Raw genomic sequence first — 17557 nt, 5'->3', positions numbered from 1 at the left:
CGTTCAGGGGCAGCGAAGCGCGGGCGCCGGCCTGCCGGCGGCCGCCGTCGACCGTGTGCACCGCCTCCTCCACCGTCTGCGCCGCCTGCTCCACCGTCTGCGCCGGCCCGCGGGCTTGACCTTGGAGCGTGCTCCACTGTTTAGCGTGAGGCGTCGCTGTCACGAGACCGGCAGGAGCCTCATAGTGATCTCTCTCGTCACCCCCGCGCGCCCTGGCTACCTTCGGGTCGTTCGCGCAAGCGCCTGGTACGACCTCGCGGTCACGGCGGGGTTCGCGACGCCGTGGACGTACGCGCTGGTGCATGACGCGTTGTCCGCGTTGGGCGACGGCCTGGGGCTGGGCGCCATGCCCGATCTCGACCCGATGCAGACCCTGTACGCGAATCTGATGGGCTCGGTCGTGTGTGTCTGGGCCGTCCTGCGCATCGTCAAGCCGCTGCCCGTGCACGGATTGCTCGACGGGGTGGCGCGCACGCTGTTCGCGGCATGGCAGGCGTACGCGCTGGCCCACGGTGTCACGCGGGTGCTGTGGCTGTTCCTCGTCGTCGAGGTGGCGTTCGGCGTCGTGCAGCTTGTGCCGTGGCGGTGGCACCGGGGCTGCCTGACTTCGCTGTCGATCAGCCCGCCAGGCCGCAGATCCGGTCGATGGTGAGCTGGTGGACCCGCGCCATGTCCAGGTAGTCGGAGATCTCCACCCGCTCGTCAGGCATGGTGTTGTACTTGCCGCCGGGCCCGCACACCAGGCCGGGCATGCCCGCGGCGTGCTGCAACAGGGAGGCGTCGCTGCCGTAGAAGCAGTAGGGCCGGATCGCGCCGGTCAGTTGAGCCTCGCCGCGCACGGCGCGGTACGCGGCGTTCACCGCGGTGACCACCGGCTCTTCCGGGTCGACGAAGAACGGCTGGTCCATGGTCGGCCCGGCGCCGTCCGTGCGCGCCACCGCGGCCCGCACCCCCGGATGGCGCAGGCACACGCGTTCGACCTCGGTCGTCAGTTCGGCGAGCACGGTGTCCGGGGTCTGCCCCTGGCCGTAGCGGGCGCTGCCGGCGAGTCGGGCCACGTCCGCGACCTGCGGTGGTCGGGTGCCCAGGAGGTCGCTGCCGAGGCCGGAGCGCACGACGCCCACGTGCGTGCGGTTCACCCGGTGCGCCTCGGCGGTGGCCGCACCGGCGAACGTGAGGGCGTTGAGCGCCGGCACCAGGTCGGCAGCCGCGGCCAACGCGTCAGCGGCCTCCTCACGCTTGGACATGTGCCGTGTCGAGCCGTGCAGTTCCACCTCGAACGTCAACGCGCCGGCGTGCGCGGTGAGCGCCGTGAGATCGGTGGGCTCGCAGTTGACGAAGCAGTCCGCCCGCCAGCCGTCCTCGATCAGCCGGCGGGTGCCCACGCCGCCCTGGAGTTCACCCACCACGAAGGTGAGCAGCACGTCGCCGCGCGGTCGCAGGCCGGCCCCGGCCAGGGCGCGCACCGCCTCCAGGTAGGAGGCGCACCCGGCCTTCATGTTGGAGACGCCGAGGCCGTACACGAAGGTCTCGTCCACCAGTCCGCCCCACGGGTCGACCGTCCACCCTTCGGTGAGCGGGTTGGTGTCCACGTGCCCGTTGAACATCAGCGAGGTGCCCGAACCGCTGCCGGGCCACACGCCGATCGCGTTGTACCGGCCGGGGCCCACCGGTTGCCGGTGCACGCGCAGGCCGATCCCGGCCAGCTCGCCGAGCAGCCAGTCCACCACCGAGCTCTCCTGGGGGGTCTCGGTCCGGCTGTCGAAGCGGACCATGCGACGCAGCGTTTCCAGGGCCCGTTCGCGGTCGACGCCGGGTGTCTCCGCCGCCCTCATGCCGGCGTGGCCTCGGTGTCCGCAGGGTGCTCGTGCGGTGCGGTGACGCAGGGCGCGGTCTCCGGGAGCAGCCGCCACAGGACCAGGAACGACACCACGGCGATCGCCATGATGTACATCGGCGGCGACAGCCGGGAACCGGTGGTGTCCAGCAGCCAGGTGGCCACGTACGGCGCGGTGCCGCCGAAGACGGCGTAGGCGAAGTTGTAGCCGATCGCGACGCCGCTGTACCGCACGCCGGGCGGGAACAGTTCCAGGCCGACGACCGCGGACAACGCGCTGGTCGGCGCCGCGGCCAGGACGAACAGCAGCTCCCCCAGGTACACCATGGCGAAGCCGCCGGCGCCCGCCACGAAGAACGCCGGCACGCTCAGCAGGAAGAGGCCGACGACGGCGCCGAGGAAGACCGGCTTCCGCCCGACCCGGTCGGACAGCAGGCCGTACAGGGGCTGGATGAGGATCATCGTGAACGAGATCAGCGCCGAGGCCCACAGCGCGGTGGTGCGGGGCACCCCGGCGCTCGTAGACAGGTAGGTCGGCAGGTAGGTGTTCAGCACGTAGAAGGCGACCGCGTTGATCATGATCATCGCGCCGTAGGCGCCCAGGGCACGGCGCTGCGCACCGAACAGGCTGCGCACCGGCCGGGAGGGCACCTGCCCGCGCTCGGCGAGCTCGCGGAAGACGGGGGACTCCTGTACCCGCGTGCGCAGATAGAGGCCGATCAGGCCGACCGGGAGCGCCAGCAGGAACGGCAGGCGCCATCCCCAGGCGTTCATCCCGTCGGTGCCGAGCATGCTGGTCAACGTGGCGGTGAGCCCCAGCGCGGTCAGGCTGGAGACGTACGACGACAGGTTGAACACGCCGAAGACGAGCCCGCGGCGCCCCGGCTGGATGTGCTCGTAGAGCATCGTCGGGGCACCCATTTCGCCACCTGCGGACAGGCCCTGGGCCATGCGCAGCAGCAGCAGCAGCAGCAGGAGCAACGGTGCCGCGATGCCGAGGGTGTCGTAGGTCGGCAGCACCCCGATCAAGCCGGTGGCCAGCGACATCAGCAGGATGACGGTGGCCGTGACCTTCCGCCGGCCGTACCGGTCGCCGATGCTGCCGAAGTACATGCTGCCCAGCGGGCGCACCAGGAACGACAGCGCGAAGATCCCGAACGTCGCGAGCAGCGCTGCGGGACGGTCGCCCGGGGCGAAGAACCGGTCGGCGATGACCGGGGCGAGCACGCCGTACACCGCGTAGTCGTACCACTCGACGGAGACTCCGATGGTCGCCGCCCAGAACACCTTGCGTCGCTCGGCCGCGCCGGTGACGGGTGAGCCGGTCATGCTGTCCTCCCGGAGCTCGTCGCCCGCCGCTGGCGCCCGGCGGTCGAATGTCCGTCCGAGTCTCGACGGCGTTCCCGTGACCGTCCAATACGGGTATTGGTAGCGTCGATACCGTTATGGGTATCGACCCCACGTTCCAGCAGCTCAGAGTCTTCCTCGCGGTTGCCGACGAACTCCACTTCGGTCGTGCGGCGGCGCGCATGCACATGGCGCAGCCGCCGGTGACGCGGCATGTGCGGGCGCTGGAGGCGGCCGTCGGCGCCACGCTGTTCGACCGATCGGCGCGCGGGGTCCGGCTCACCCCGGCCGGCGCGCTCTTCCGCCAGGAGGCGGAGGCGATCCTCGAGCGCTGGAGGCAGGCGGGCGACCGGGTCCGCGACGTGGCCGAGGCACCGGCGCGCTCGGTGACGCTCGGCTGCGTCGAGGCGATGGCGGTGCACGCGCTCCCCCGGGCCATCATCCGTCTGCGGGCCCTGCGGCCGGACGTCATGTGGGAGCTGCGCGAGGGGCACACGGCGGATCTCCTGGCCGGCCTGGTGGCGGAGCGCTACGACTGCGTGGTGGTCCGCGGGCCCATTCCGGCCGGCGAGGGCATCGACTCGGTGGTGGTGCACAACGACGAGCTGGTGGCCGCGCTGCCGGCCGGCCATCGGCTGGCCGCCGCGGAGATCCCGCTGTCCGCGCTGGCCGGCGAGGACTTCGTCGTCTACGAGCGCCGTGTCGACCACGGACTGCTCCCGGCGATCCTCTCGGGCTGCGCGCAGGCCGGCTTCGTGCCCCGCATCCGCTACGAGGCGCTGGGGACCCCGCTGGTACTGGGACTGGTGGCGGCCGGCGACGGGGTGGCGCTGCTGTCCGCCGCCGTCGCACGTGGGCCGCATCGCGGCGTGCGCTTCGCCCGGATCAGCACGCCCCGGACCGTCTCGCCGATCCTGCTCGCCTGGCGCCGCGAGCTGCCGGACGAGCTGGCGCACCAGCTGGCGAACCTGCTGCACCGAGCCGCCGAGGGCGGCGAGGACGAGACCCCGGGCCGGGCATGACACCCGTTGGCCGGAACCACCCGGGTTCGCGCGTCGCTGCCGCGCGTGCCGGCGGGCCGCCGAGGACGACGCCGGCCCCGGGGTCCCGGGCTGCTCTCACCGCGGCAGCCCCACCGTGAACGCCGTCCGGCCGGGGCGGCTGTCCAGGGTGACCGTGCCGCCGTGCGCCTCGGCCACCGCGGCGACGATGGACAGGCCGAGTCCGGTGCCGCCGCCCGTGCCCGGGGTGCGGCGGCCCCCGCCGTGCGTGAAGCGGTCGAAGACGCTGGGCAGCAGCTCTTCGGGGATGCCGGGGCCGTCGTCCAGGACCGCGAGGTGCACGGTGTCGCCCGATGCGGTCAGGCGGACGGTGACCGTGGTGCCGTCGGGGGTGTGCAGGCGGGCGTTGAGCAGCAGGTTGGCGAGCAACTGGTGGAGGCGGTGGCCGTCGCCGGGCACGGTGACCGGTTCCTCGGGCAGCTCCAGGATCCAGCGGTGCCCGGGGCCCGCCGCGCGTGCGTCGGCCACCGCGTCCAGCACGAGGCGAGTGAGGTCGACGGGCTGGCGTGCCAGGGGGCGGCCCGCGTCGAGACGGGCCAGCAGCAGGAGTTCGTCGACCATGGTGCCCATGCGGGCGGACTCGGCCTCGATGCGTTCCAGAGCGTGCCGTACCTCGTACGGCACCGCGCCCGGATGGAGCAGGGCCAGTTCGGCGTGGCCGCGTACGGAGGCGACCGGGGTGCGCAGTTCGTGGCTGGCGTCGGCGGAGAAGCTGCGCAGCCGCTCCTGGCTGGCGTGCCGCTCGGTGAGGGCGTCCTCGACGTGGCCGAGCATCCGGTTGAAAGCGGCGGTGAGCTGGCCCACTTCGCTGCGCGGGTCGGATTCCGGGGCGCGCGGCGGCAGCGCCACCTCGCCGCTGGCCAGCGGGAGACCGCTGACCTGCCGTGCGGTGGCCGTCATACGGCTCAGCGGACGCAGCGACCAGCGCACCCACAGGGCACCCGCGACCCCGGTGATCGCGAGGGCCGCGCCGAAGACACCGGCCGCGACTGCTTCGATGTGGCGTACCGCCGACTCGACGGGCTCCAGTGGAAGGCCGGTGATCAGCACGTCCCCGTCGCGCCCCGGAGAGGCCGCTACCCGGTAGTCGTCGAGGGACGAAGCCGCCAGGTCGACGGTGTGCGGACGGCCGTTGACCGGTACGCCGGCGAGCGCGGACCGGTCGGCGCGGGTCAAGGTCACCTTCAGGTGGGAGCCGGAGCGCACCACGGCGGCGTTCGTGACGTGCCCGCCCACGAGGCGGACGCCGAGGGTACCGGGGGTCTGGTGGCGGGTGTCGGCGTACTCGTCGCCGTCATGGTCGTTGGGCTGGTCGCGGTGTTCGAGGCTGGCCGGGAAGTCGGTTCCGGCCTGCGCGAGCTGCTGATCGAGACGGCCGGTGAGGAAGCCGTCGAGTTCCAGCACGGCCGCCACCCCGACGGTGGCGCAGCTGACCGCGAGCAGCACCACGAGCCCGCCCGTGAGCCGGGCCCGCAGGGTGCGCAGCCGGGGCCAGGCGGCCGGTGCGGTCCGGTGGGCGAGCCGGACGAGCCCGCTGAGCGGTGCGGGCCGCCTCATCGCACGGCCGGTTTCAGGACGTACCCGGCGCCCCGCACCGTATGGATCATGGGGTCCCGTCCGGCGTCGATCTTCTTGCGCAGGTACGAGATGTAGAGCTCCACGACATGGGCCTGACCCCCGTAGTCGTAGGGCCAGACCAGGTCGAGGAGCTGTGCCTTGCTGAGCACCCGGCGCGAATGCCGCATCAGACAGCGCAGCAGCTCGAATTCGGTGGGCGACAGCTCGATACCGATGCCGCCCCGGCTGACCTCGTGGGCCTCCTCGTCCATCTCCAGATCCCCGACGGTCAGCAGCGCACGCTCGGCCCGCTCCCTGGTCATACCGGCCCGGCGCAGCAGCCCGCGCAACCGTGCCACCAGTTCCTCCAGGCTGAACGGCTTGGTGACGTAGTCGTCGCCGCCCGCGGTGATCCCGGCGATGCGGTCCTCGACGCTGTCCCGAGCGGTGAGGAAGAGCACGCAGACGTCCGGCTGAGCGGCCCGCAGTTCACGCAGCACCGTCATCCCGTCCCCGTCGGGCAGCATCACATCGAGGACGACCACATCGGGCCCGAACTCCCGCCCCGCCTCGACGGCCGCACGACACGTGGCCGCCGTCTGCACCTGCCACCCCTCGTAACGCAGCACACCGCTCACGACTTCGGCCAGGTCGGGCTCGTCCTCGACGACGAGCACGCGCACGGGGCCCCCGTCGGGGCGGGTGAGGGTGGAGCGCTGGGACATACTGGCGGACCTCGCGGTACGGGAACGGTTCGCGGGCTGGCACACGGCAACCCTTCGGGTGCGCCGTCCAGGGCTTCCCCGGACGACAGGGTCGCAGAACCAGGGTCTCTCTGTTTGCTGTGCGTCTCTTCTGAAACGGCCGTTCTTTCCGAGACCGCCGTTCTTTCCGAGACCGCCGTTCTTCTGGGACCGCCGCCGAGCCCGGACCGAAGCGGGTCTCCCCGGCGGCGCGGGAGTCACTTCAGAGCCCGCTCAGAACTTCACCTCGCACAGTGGACCCAGCCCGCAGGAGACAGGAGGCTCCCGCCATCGTGACCCTCACCCAGAGCCCGGCGCCCGTCCGCCACCGCGCCCCCCGCCCCGCACGCCACCGTTCCCCCGCCCTGCCCCTGCTGGCCGCGGCCTGGGCCGGCGGCCTCGCCGTGCTCGCCCTGTGGTGGCAGGACACGGACGCCGTGATCGGCACGGCCGGATGGCTGACCGGCGCCGGCCGGATCGCCGGACTCCTCAGCGGCTACATGTGCGCCCTGCTGGTCGTCCTCATGGCCCGCGTGCCACTGCTCGAACAGCGCGTCGGCAGCGACCGCGTCGCCCGCTGGCACGCCTCGGCGGGCCGCTGGACGATCTGCCTCCTCGTCGCCCACATCGTGCTGATCACCCTCGGGTACGCGGCCCAGGGCGGCGCCGGCCCGCTCGCCGAGCTCGACACGATCGTGTTCCACTACCCGGAGATGCTCAAGGGCGCGGCGGGGGCCGTGGTGCTGATCGTGGTGGGGGTCGTCTCGGCGCGTGCCGTGCGGCGCCGGGTGCGCTACGAGGTCTGGTACTACCTGCACGTTCTCACCTACGCCGCGGTCTTCCTCGCCTTCGGACACCAGCTGGCGCTCGGCGCCGACCTCTCCGTGCACCCGGGCGCACGGGCCGCCTGGTACGTCCTGTACGTGGGCGCGGCGGCCCTGGTGTCGTGGTTCCGGGTACTCGCCCCCGTCCGGCTCAATCTCCGGCACCGGTTGCGTGTCGTGGCGGTGGTGCGCGAGGCGCCGGGCGTGACCTCGGTGTGGATGAGCGGGCGCCGGATGGACGAGCTGACCGCCGCACCGGGGCAGTTCCTGCGCTGGCGGTTCCTGACCGGAGGCATGTGGTGGACCTCGCACCCCTACTCCCTGTCGGCGCCGCCCGCGGGCGGTGCGCTGCGCATCACCGTCAAGGCACTCGGCGACCACAGCGCGGCGCTCGCGCTCCTGCCGCCCGGCACCCGGGTGTGGGCGGCGGGCCCGTACGGGGCGCTCACCCCGGCAAGGCGCCGCCGCCGCAACGTGCTGCTGATCGCCGGCGGTACCGGGATCACTCCGCTGCGTACGCTCTTCGAGGCACTGCCCGCCGATGCCGGCGACCTCACCCTCCTCTACCGCGCCCGCACCCCCGCCGAGCTGGCACTGCGCGGCGAACTCGAACGGATAGCGCAGGCGCGCGGGGCCCGGGTGCACTACGTGCTCAACGCCCCGGACGGCCGCCGCACGGTGATCACCGCCGATGCGCTGCTGCGGCTGCTGCCGGATGTCCGCACGCACGACGTGTACCTGTGCGGGCCGCCCGGCTTCGCGCAGGCCGTGTACGACGCCCTGCGCGCGGCGAAGGTGCCGGCGCGCCAGATCCACCACGAGTCCTTCGCCCTGTAGGACCGCACCCGGGGCAGCACGAGCCGGCGTGTACCCCAGCGGTCGGCCCATGCCTGCCGGCAGAAAGGAACGGACGTCCCGATGCGCTCCCACCCGCTCCGTCGCACCGTGCTGACCTGTGTGGCAACCGTCACCGTCGGCGTGCTGGCCCTGTCGCTCAAGCCACACGCCCGGCCGGCGACCGCCGTGGGCTCGTCTCCCCCGCGGACGAGCCCGTCAGCAACCAGCACGGCGGGGGGCACCCGGACCCTCACCGGTGAAACGGTCCAGACCCGTTACGGACCGGTCCAGGTCGAGATCACCCTCACCGGCTCGAGGATCACCGCCGCCCGCGCCGTGCAGACCCCGGACGGCGACCCGCGCAGCCGCGACATCGCGTCGTACTCCGTGCCCGTCCTCGTCCACGAGACACTCGATGCGCAGAGCGCGCAGATCGACGCGGTCTCCGGTGCCTCCTACACCAGCCAGGGCTATGTCTCCTCGCTCCAGAGCGCGCTGGACAAGGCCCATGGCTGAGGGCGTCGCGCTGCACCGCACCGTGCACACCATGGGCACCGTCTTCTCCCTCACGGCGCGCGGCAGCACGGTCGACCCGGCAGCACTCGACGCGGCGGAGGCCTGGCTGCACCACGTCGACGCCACCTTCTCCCCGTACCGGCCGCACAGCGAGGTGTCCCGGCTGGCCCGTGGCGAACTCACGGCCGAGGCGTGCTCGCCCGAGGTGACCGAGGTCCTGGGACTCTGCACGCGGGCCGAGGAACGGACCGGGGGCTGGTTCAGCACCCACTACTCCGGCAGCTTCGACCCGACGGGGCTGGTCAAGGGCTGGGCGGTGGAGCGCGCGGCACGGCTGCTGCTGGCCGGGGGCGCACGGGACGTCTGTGTGAACGGTGGCGGCGACATTCAGCTGTACGGCGGGCCCTGGCGGGTGGGTGTCACCGACCCGCTGCGCCCCGGGCGGCTCGTGGCCGTCGTGGCACACCACGCGGGCCCCCTTGCCATCGCCACGTCAGGACCGGCGGAGCGCGGGTGCCATATCGTCGACCCGCACACCGGCGCCCCGGTGCCGGACGGCCTCGCCTCGCTCACCGTGCTCAGCGCGCATCTCACCGACGCGGACGCGTGGGCGACGGCTGCGTACGCGATGGGCGCCGAGGCCCGATCCTGGCTCGCCCGGCAGCCGGGGGTGCGGGCCCTGGCCGTGCGCCCCGACGGCAGCACCTGGGAGACGTGCGCGCCCGCGGCGCCGACCGCCGCCCGGTCCCGGGCGCATGGGTGATGCCCCGTACGGTCAGGCCCCGCACACGGCGGCCAGCCGTCCGGAGATCAGGGCGTCGGCCTCGGCGACGATGCGGTGCACCAGGTCCCGGACCGTGGGAATGTCGTCGACCAGGCCCTGGGCCAGGCCGGCGCTCCAGATTCCCGCCTCCGGCTCGCCGTTCTGGAAGACCTTGCGGCCTCTGGCGCCCGAGACCCGCACCATGTGAGCGGCACAGCCGGCCGGATCCGTGACGTCCCGTCGCGTCCGCCCCGGAGCGCCGAACCGGTCAGCGGGTTGCCAGCGTGAGCGTGCAGGTGTCTCCCGGTGCGACGGTGACGGCCCCGTCGGTGAGGACCACGCGGATCGGTGACTCCTCGGATTCGGGCACGCCGATGCGCAGCTGCCCGCTCCGCACGCGCACGCTGACGCCCCAGTGACCGCGGTACCGCAGCGAGAACCCGTACGCGGACAGCGCCGGAAGCGGCACAGGGTCCAGCCACAGGGCGTCCTGCCGGGTCTGAAGGCCGGTCAGGCCGCGCTGCACCAGGTCGAGGGTCCCGGCCATGGCGCCGAGGTGGATGCCTTCGCCGGTCGTGCCGCCCTGGATGTCGGCGACATCGGCCTCCAGGGCTTCCTTGCAGTACGTCCATGCCTCGGCCCGCCTGACCCGTGCGAGGACCCAGCCGTGTACGAGCCCGCTGAGGGTGGAGCCGTGACTGGTGCGCTTCAGGTAGTAGTCGACGGTCCTGCGCCATGTCTCGTCGTCCATGGCGTACCCGAGTCGGTGGAACAGGTCGTGCAGTTCGGCGGGCGCGAAGAGGTAGCCGAGCATGAGGACATCGGCTTGCTTGGACGCCTTGTACCGATTGACCGTGTCACCCTCGGACTCGAGGATCCGGTCCAGGCGCCGGATGCTGTCGTAGCGTGCGCGGTAGGCGTCCCAGTCCAGCTCGGCAAGGTCGCCGTAACCGTCGAACTGCTCGATGACACCCTGGTGGAACGGCACCCTGAGCCGCCGGGAGACATCCTCCCACTTCGAGAGTTCACCGGTGTCCAGTCCGATGCGCTCGAACAGTTCCTGCCGGCGCCATGCGGGCAGTCGCCGTACCAGGTCCAGGGCGCGGCTGAGCACCCACGCGGCGGTGACGTTGGTGTACGTGTTGTCGTCCAGGCCCGGCTGGACGGCGTCCGGATAACTGTCGTGGTACTCGTCCGGGCCGAGCACGCCGCGGATCCGGTAGCGGCCGAGTTCGGGGGCGAAGGTTGCGCTGTCCGCCCAGAAGCGGGCGATCTGCAACAGCATCTCCGCGCCTTTGGTGTGCAGGTACTGCGTGTCGCCACTCGCTTCGCAGTACTGCCACACGTTGTAGGCGATCGCGGAGCCGACGTGGTGCTGGAGGTGGGAGTTGTCCGGCAGCCAGCGGCCCGATCGGGGGTTGAGATGCAACTGCTGGGTCTCCTCGCGTCCGTCGGCGCCGCTCTGCCACGGGTACATCGCCCCGGCCCGACCCGCCTCGCCGGCCGCCCGGCAGGCCTGCGGCAGCCGGCGGTGGCGGTAGTCGAGCAGCGCCCGTGAGACCTCCGGGAAGTGCAGGTTCAGGTACGGCAGCACGAACAGCTCGTCCCAGAAGACATGCCCCCGGTATGCCTCACCGTGCAGTCCGCGGGCCGGCACGCCCACGTCCAGTTCCGCGGTGTGCGGCGACAGTGTCTGGAGCACGTGGAACAGGTGCAGCCGCAGGATGCGGCCCGCCTCACCGGGCACCTGGATGTCTGCGCGCGCCCACAACTGCCTCCACGCGGTGACGTGGGAGTCCAGGAGTGCCGCGAAGTCCGCAGCCGCACTCGCCCGGTCGAGTGCCGCCCCCAGCGGGTCGCTGATCGCGCGGTCTCGTGCGGTGTGCAGTGCGGCGGTCTTCTCCACGATGGCGGGTCGGCCTGGAGCGATCGGTATCACCAGTCGGTGAACGGCACGGTGGCGGGAGGCACGGAGCTCCGACGACGTCGGTGGCCGCCCGGCGGCGACGGTGCGGGCCGCCATACCGATGCCGACGTCGGAACTGCTGGTGCGGCACCGCAGCCAGGTCGTGCCGGGCTCCTCCGCCCCGGTGTGCACATGTGCCAGGTGCTTACGGTTGAGGGACCGGTAGCGGTGCACGTTCTCGTTGATCACGTCACCGTCGAGAGCGGACTCGACCTCGAGCTCGCCGGACCACTCCTCGGCTGTGAAGACGGTCCGCAGCGCGGCCAGGTGCGGGTCCGCCATGTGCACCAGACGGATCTGCGTCACGGTCAGCATGCCCGCGACCTCGTCGCGGTACCGGAACGAGCGCGTCAGGGTGGCACGGCGCAGGTCCAGGGTCTGCCGGTAGTCGAGCAACCGCCGTGCGTCGGGGGTGAACCACGGCCCTGTGGAGCCGTCAGCAAAGCGCGGACGGAACCGCAGGAGCAGCCAGTTCGGGAGGTTCACCAGGTCCTCGTTGACCACCCGTCGCCCCGCCACGGTCGACTCCAGGCGGTTGTAGCACCCGGCCACGTAGGTCGCCGGGTAATGCACCAGGCCCGCCCTGCTCTCGGGCACCGCGCCGCGGGTGGCGAAGTAACCGTTGCCGAGCGTGCACAGCGACTCGCGCAACCGCTCGGCAGCGGGGTCGTAGCCCTCGTACTCCCAGATCCACTCCGACATCCGTCGTCCCTGCCCTCTCCGTCGGCGAGGTGGACCGGACCGCGAATCCGCCCACCGGTTCAGGCTCGTTGCGGAACGACCGCAACGGGGCATGCGGAGTGGTGCAGCAGCGCGTGGGCGGTCCTACCGAGTTGCAGTCCGAAGTGGCCGTGCCGCCGCAGAGCTCCGACGACCATCAGGTCGGCGTCGGCCGATGCGTCCAGGAGGACCTTGTGCGCGGGTCCTTCCACCACGTGTCGGTGTACATCGACCTCGGGATGACTGCGCGTCTGCTCGCCCAGCGCGTCGGTGAGGAACGCCGAGGCCCGTTCCTCGTGGGTACGGTCGGAGTCGTCCGCGACCGGGGTACGCTCCGGATGCTCGGGGGCGGGGCGGCGCCAGGCCCGCACGGCGTCTAGGCCGCAGCCGCGCGCCACGGCCTCGTGGAAAGCGAACCGTACGGCGGTCGATCCCTGAGTGGAGTCACCGACGCCTACCACCACGCGGCCGAAGGAGCCCTGCCGGTTCCGCTCCCCACCGCGCATCACCACGACCGGGCACCCGGCACGGGCGGCCACCGTGAGGCTGACCGAGCCCAGCAGCATCCCGGCGATCTCACTGCGCCCGCGGGAGCCCGTGACCAGGGCAAAGGCCTCACGACCCGCGTGCAGCAGCGCAGCCACCGCGTCGTCGGGCAGTACCTCGCTCGACACCTTCACTTCTGGGTTGCGAAGCCGGGCGCGCTGTGTGCAGGACGCGGTGATGTGCTCCGCCATGAGCACTTCGGCGGGACGGTCGGAGCGGAAAGACGGGCGGCCTCCCTCGTAACGCTCCCACAGGGAGCCGTAGACGAGCCGCAGGGGCAGCCCGTGGCGTGCTGCCTCGTCCACCGCCCAGTCCACCGCCTCCAGGCTGGAATCCGATCCGTCGACACCTACCACCAGCGGGAGGTCCATCGTCACCATCGTCTTCCTTCCTGGCCACTGCGCTGCGAGAACCCCCCTGGACAGGGTCGCACCGCCCCGGGTCCACCGCGACACACGGATCGGTCCTCGGCGGACGTCGGTCCGGGTTGCACCACGCCGGATTGCGGCGGTGGTGGGGTCTGGCCATGGTGGTTGCGTGGACGGGGGCAGCAGGGCCGCCCGTTCTGGATCATCCTTCTCGGGACGGTCGTCGCCCTCGGCCTTCACGTGCCGGGTCGATCGAGCAGCCGCATGGGGGCGGCCCCGATCCGGTCCGCGACCATCTGGCGACGTACCCGCACAGCACGTGGCCAAGTGCGGGTTCCTCGGCGCTCCGGTCGCGCCCTACGGCGCGAGCCGGGACGGGCCGAGAAGGCGAGAGGAGGAGGTCTCACGTGCGGGAGACCCCACACATCGTGAGCGACGTGATGACCCTGACGGTGGTGGCCGTCGGGCGGAACGCCACCTTCAAGGAGATCGTCCAGACCATGCAGCAGTGGAAGGTCAGCGCCGTGCCGGTCCTGGAGGGCGAAGGGCGCGTCGTCGGTGTCGTCTCCGAAGCCGACCTGCTGTCCAAGGAGGAGTTCCGCGACAGCGTGCCGAACCTCCACGAAGGACGCCAGCGCATGGCCGACCTCGCCAAGGCGGGGGCGGTGACGGCGGAGGAGCTCATGAGCGCCCCTGCCCTCACGGTCGACCCTGGCGCCACCCTGGCCCAGGCAGCAAGGATCATGGCCGTCAGGCAGATCAAAAGGCTCCCCGTGACCGATGACGAGGGCGTGCTCCAGGGCATCGTCAGCCGTGCCGACCTGCTGAAGGTCTTCCTGCGGCCGGACGAGGACATCGAGGAGGAGGTCCGCCGCACGGTGGTGTCCTACCTCTTCCCGGCCTTCAGCCACGCCATCCATGTGGACGTGCACGACGGAGTCGTCACCCTCCGCGGGCACATCCACGACACCTCGCTCATCTCGGTCGCCGTGCGCCTCGTCCGCGCCGTGGAGGGGGTCGTCGGTGTCGAACCCCACCTCACCAGGGAAACCGCCCCTCGAACGGGCCTTGAAGACGACGCACGGTGATGTCAGGACCTCCGCTGGTTCGCGGCTGACGCACGGGCCTCATCCTGGATACGACTCCGGACCCGGTCGGTGAGCGCGGTCAGCCGCTCTGACGTCGCCGCCCGCGGCGCAACGGGGGCCCGGATCCGGCGGGCCGCTGACGGCAGCTCGGCCAGATCGACGGCGAACCTGTCCGCGCACTCCGCGAGCACGGGCCGCACGCGGGTGCGTCGCCCGTCCCGCATCACCGTCTCCAACAACGGCACGCCCTGCTGGGGCGGCTGCTCCTCACGCAGCCCGATGACGTCGTCGTATCCAGGGCGACGGAACACCTGCTTCTGGCCGGGAGCGGTCACCTTGGCCGAGGACAGCTTCATCACCGGCCGGCCGTCGTACTCGGCCATCTTGTAGGCGGAGTCCAGGTACGGCGCGTCGGCCGAGACCCCGACCCGGGTGCCGACGGCGTAGACGTCGATCGGCGCTTTGGAGCGGACCAGGTCGTCCACGAGGTACTCGTCGAGGCCCCCGCTGGCGACGATCTGCACGTCGGGCAGCCCGGCGGAGTCCAGGACGGCGCGCGCCCGTACGGCCAGCGCCCCGAGGTCGCCGCTGTCGAGACGTACGGCCGAACCGGGCCCGAGACGCAGGTCCCGCAGCACGCGTGCCGCGATGTGCACGCCCGTCTCGGTGTCGTAGGTGTCCACGAGGAACGTCACCGGGCCCGGATGGGACCGCGCGAAGGCACGGAACGCCGTCTCCTCCGACTGGAACGCCTCTATGTACGAGTGGGCCATCGTGCCGACGGCCGGCAGGCCCTCAGCGGTGGCCGCCGCAACGTTGCTCGTCCCCGCGAAGCCCGTCATCGCGCTCAGCCGGGCGGCCTGGAAACCGGCCTGCGGGCCGTGGGTGCGTCGCAGGGAGAAGTCCACGACAGGGTGCCCCGCCGCGGCAAGGACGCACCGCGCGGCCTTCGAGGCGATCGCCGTCTGATGGCTGAGCTGGTTGAGCAGGTAGGTCTCGACCAGCTGCGCCTGCGGAAGCGGAGCGGTCACCTCCAGCAGCGGCTCTCCCGCGAGCACGATCCGGCCCTCCGGCACCGCCCGCACCTCGCCGGTGAACTCCATGCCGAGCAACGGCTCCAGGTCGCGCGGCGGCCGGTGCAGCGCCGAAGCGAAGGCTTCGACGTCATCGGGGCCGATGCGGAATCCGGAGAGGAAGTCCAGCGACGACTCGACTCCGGCCGCCACCAGAAACCCACGGTCAGGCGGCATGTGGCGGACGAACAGGCTGAACGTCGCCGGAGCGGCCATGCCTTCGGACACGTACGACATCGCCATCGTGACCTCGTACAGATCAGTGGTCGTCGCCTCGGACATCAGCGTCACCTCTTCGACAGCGGTGCGGGTCCCGTCCCCTCACCTGCGGACCTGCAAGAGCGTGCGGGCGCGGGAGCCACCTCCCTCCGCCGCCGAACCGCTGGTGCGGCCGTCCCTGCCCGCTGCCAGGCGGCGGCGATCATGTCAGGGGCCTCGTTGTCCGGCGCGACCGCATGCACCACGGGCCTCCTTCTCTCGTTCTCTCGCTGGTCCGGCGTCTCGTCCGAGCCCTGTCGCATCGATGACCGCATGCGCCGTGCGGAGATGTGGGGTAGTCCTCGAAGGAGAGGAGCCGTGCTCGGCGCGTCGGTTCCGATGCCGCGCCTCGAGTACCCGCACAGCCGCCCAGGCAGCCACCGATGTCGCGGACGGCCGCGGTGCTGCCCGGGCGGGCGGACACGCTCACCGGCGTCCCGGCTTCGTACGAGCGGAGGCAGTCGACATGGAGCCAGCCCGCACCGTCGGCCTGCCCGAGGCGGGTGCGCTCCCGCGTGCAGAGGTGTGCGAGACCCACACGGCGCTGGTGTTCTTCGTCGGGAACCGCGTCTACAAGCTCAAGAAGCCGGTCAGCCTGGCGTTCCTCGACTACTCCACGGTCGAAGCCCGACGTGCCGCGTGCGAGCGGGAAGTCGCCCTCAACCGCCGCTTCGCCCCCGACGTCTATCTCGGTGTGGGGGAATTCCGCGGCCCTGACGCGGAGCTGCCCGAGCCCCTCGTGGTGATGCGCCGCATGCCCGCTGAGCGCCGTCTCTCCCGGCTCGTGAAGGAAGGCGCGAGCGTCGACGATGCCCTGCGGACCGTTGCCCGGCTGCTCGCCACCCGTCACGCCGACGCGCCTCGCAGCCCGGCCGTGGACGAGGAAGGCACCCGTGATGCCCTGTCGTCGCGCTGGGAAGCAAGCTTCGCGCAGGTCCGCGCGCTGGCGGGAGAGAGCCCCGCGCCCGATGGCATGGCGGAGATCGAGCGGATGGTGCGCAGCTACCTCGCCGGCCGCAAACAACTGTTCGACAGTCGCATCGGTCAGGGGCGGATGGTCGACGGCCACGGGGACCTCCTCGCGGACGACGTCTTCTGCCTCGACGACGGTCCGCGCGTCCTGGACTGCCTCGAGTTCGACGACCGGCTGCGCTACGTCGACGGTCTCGACGACGCCGCCTTCCTCGCCATGGACCTGGAGCGGCTCGGTGCTCCCGAGGCCGCGGCGTTCTTCCTCGCCGCGTACAGCGAGTACTCCGGTGACCCCGCACCGCCCTCCCTGCGGCACCACTACGTCGCCTACCGTGCGTTCGTCCGCGCCAAGGTCGCACTGATCCAGGCCCGCCAGGGCGCCGACGACGCCCAGGGGGCAGCACGCCGGCTGATCACGACTGCCCTGCGCCACCTGCGGGCCTGCACTGTCGGCCTGACGCTCGTCGGTGGGCTGCCGGGCAGCGGGAAGTCCACGCTCTCGGGCGCGCTCGCCGATCGTCTGGGCGTCACGCTGCTCAGCAGCGACCGCCTCCGCAAGGAACTGGCGGGCATCCCGGCGGAGCAGTCCGCCGCCGCCGGCTACCACGAAGGCCTCTACACACCCGAACGGACCAACGAGACCTACGCGGCCCTGCTCGATCGCGCAGCCAGGTTGCTGTCGATGGGCGAGTCCGTCGTCCTCGACGCCACCTGGTCCGACGCGGCACAGCGCGAAGCCGCCGTGCGCATGGCCCGACGCACCCACTCCGACCTCGTCGCCCTGCACTGCCAGGTTCCGGACGACGTGTCGGCGGCCCGCCTGACCACTCGTGCGCCCGGTGCATCCGACGCCGACCTCGAGGTGGCCACCGCCATGGCGGCAACGGAGCCCCCGTGGCCGCAAGCCGTCGTGATCGACACCGGCGGCCCCTTGGAAACCGCGGTCGCCCAGGCGCTGGCGGCCGTACGCCCCCACGCCACCGGCCACGCGCCGGTCTTCCGCCGCCCCTACATGGAGCCGGGCTAGGTCCTGTCGTCAAACTCGCGTCGTTGCCCGAAGGGCGGCTCGGCGGCGTCAGGT

At 72.0% G+C, this 17557-nt stretch carries 15 protein-coding genes; 7 read left to right on the top strand and 8 right to left on the bottom strand.

Annotation, left to right across the window (positions count from 1 at the left end; translation table 11 throughout):
• Positions 1–184 precede the first annotated feature (184 nt).
• Entirely contained in the window at positions 185–652 is a 468-nt protein-coding gene (locus tag NQO67_RS01905; protein ID WP_255945640.1) for a hypothetical protein, read from the top strand.
• On the opposite strand, the gene NQO67_RS01900 is transcribed toward NQO67_RS01905, so the two are convergent.
• The gene (locus tag NQO67_RS01900; RefSeq protein WP_255945638.1) at positions 618–1835 is read right to left on the bottom strand and encodes a M20 family metallopeptidase; all 1218 of its coding nucleotides are present in this window, start codon (positions 1833–1835) and stop codon (positions 618–620) included. The genes NQO67_RS01905 and NQO67_RS01900 overlap by 35 nt on opposite strands.
• Complete coding sequence (locus NQO67_RS01895; RefSeq protein WP_255945636.1) at positions 1832–3166, bottom strand: MFS transporter; 1335 nt, start codon at positions 3164–3166, stop codon at positions 1832–1834. The genes NQO67_RS01900 and NQO67_RS01895 overlap by 4 nt, the downstream gene beginning before the upstream one ends.
• Before the next feature lie 116 nt (positions 3167–3282).
• Between NQO67_RS01895 and NQO67_RS01890 the strand changes: the two genes are divergently transcribed.
• On the top strand, positions 3283–4206 hold the full coding sequence (locus tag NQO67_RS01890; RefSeq protein WP_255945634.1) for a LysR family transcriptional regulator: 924 nt from the start codon (positions 3283–3285) through the stop codon (positions 4204–4206).
• A gap of 96 nt (positions 4207–4302) precedes the next feature.
• Here NQO67_RS01890 and NQO67_RS01885 read toward each other — a convergent pair whose 3' ends face one another.
• Positions 4303–5802: a sensor histidine kinase gene (locus tag NQO67_RS01885; RefSeq protein WP_255945632.1), complete on the bottom strand. Its 1500-nt coding sequence runs from the start codon at positions 5800–5802 to the stop codon at positions 4303–4305.
• A complete protein-coding gene (locus NQO67_RS01880) occupies positions 5799–6527 on the bottom strand; it encodes a response regulator transcription factor (protein ID WP_255945630.1) in 729 nt (242 codons plus the stop codon). The genes NQO67_RS01885 and NQO67_RS01880 overlap by 4 nt, the downstream gene beginning before the upstream one ends.
• 308 nt (positions 6528–6835) lie before the next feature.
• Between NQO67_RS01880 and NQO67_RS01875 the strand changes: the two genes are divergently transcribed.
• The 3 genes from NQO67_RS01875 (at position 6836) to NQO67_RS01865 (ending at position 9485) form a co-directional block, all read left to right on the top strand.
• The gene (locus NQO67_RS01875) at positions 6836–8206 is read left to right on the top strand and encodes a ferredoxin reductase family protein (protein WP_374118896.1); all 1371 of its coding nucleotides are present in this window, start codon (positions 6836–6838) and stop codon (positions 8204–8206) included.
• Between the two features lie 81 nt (positions 8207–8287).
• Entirely contained in the window at positions 8288–8722 is a 435-nt protein-coding gene (locus NQO67_RS01870; RefSeq protein WP_255945626.1) for an FMN-binding protein, read from the top strand.
• Positions 8715–9485 (top strand): FAD:protein FMN transferase, encoded by a 771-nt coding sequence (locus NQO67_RS01865; protein ID WP_374118882.1) that lies wholly within the window; start codon positions 8715–8717, stop codon positions 9483–9485. The genes NQO67_RS01870 and NQO67_RS01865 overlap by 8 nt, the downstream gene beginning before the upstream one ends.
• A 12-nt stretch (positions 9486–9497) precedes the next feature.
• Here NQO67_RS01865 and NQO67_RS01860 read toward each other — a convergent pair whose 3' ends face one another.
• The 3 genes from NQO67_RS01860 to NQO67_RS01850 form a co-directional block, all read right to left on the bottom strand.
• Positions 9498–9689 (bottom strand): hypothetical protein, encoded by a 192-nt coding sequence (locus NQO67_RS01860; protein ID WP_255945624.1) that lies wholly within the window; start codon positions 9687–9689, stop codon positions 9498–9500.
• 64 nt (positions 9690–9753) lie between these two features.
• Complete coding sequence (locus NQO67_RS01855; protein WP_255945622.1) at positions 9754–12153, bottom strand: glycoside hydrolase family 65 protein; 2400 nt, start codon at positions 12151–12153, stop codon at positions 9754–9756.
• Between the two features lie 59 nt (positions 12154–12212).
• Positions 12213–13088, bottom strand: coding sequence for a universal stress protein (locus NQO67_RS01850; RefSeq protein ID WP_255946698.1), 876 nt, complete (start codon positions 13086–13088; stop codon positions 12213–12215).
• Positions 13089–13492: 404 nt separating this feature from the next.
• On the opposite strand from NQO67_RS01850, the gene NQO67_RS01845 reads away from it, so the two are divergent.
• Positions 13493–14173: a CBS domain-containing protein gene (locus tag NQO67_RS01845; RefSeq protein WP_255945620.1), complete on the top strand. Its 681-nt coding sequence runs from the start codon at positions 13493–13495 to the stop codon at positions 14171–14173.
• Between the two features lie 2 nt (positions 14174–14175).
• On the opposite strand, the gene NQO67_RS01840 is transcribed toward NQO67_RS01845, so the two are convergent.
• Positions 14176–15528 (bottom strand): nicotinate phosphoribosyltransferase, encoded by a 1353-nt coding sequence (locus NQO67_RS01840; RefSeq protein ID WP_255945618.1) that lies wholly within the window; start codon positions 15526–15528, stop codon positions 14176–14178.
• A 442-nt stretch (positions 15529–15970) separates the two neighbouring features.
• Between NQO67_RS01840 and NQO67_RS01835 the strand changes: the two genes are divergently transcribed.
• Positions 15971–17503 (top strand): bifunctional aminoglycoside phosphotransferase/ATP-binding protein, encoded by a 1533-nt coding sequence (locus tag NQO67_RS01835; protein WP_255945616.1) that lies wholly within the window; start codon positions 15971–15973, stop codon positions 17501–17503.
• Positions 17504–17557 lie beyond the last annotated feature (54 nt).

Origin of the sequence: Streptomyces odontomachi, from assembly GCF_024435355.1 — a bacterium.
GTDB classification, from domain to species: domain Bacteria; phylum Actinomycetota; class Actinomycetes; order Streptomycetales; family Streptomycetaceae; genus Streptomyces; species Streptomyces odontomachi.
Note: the sequence above shows the minus strand (reverse complement) of the source record. Positions and strands in the feature narration are given on the sequence as shown.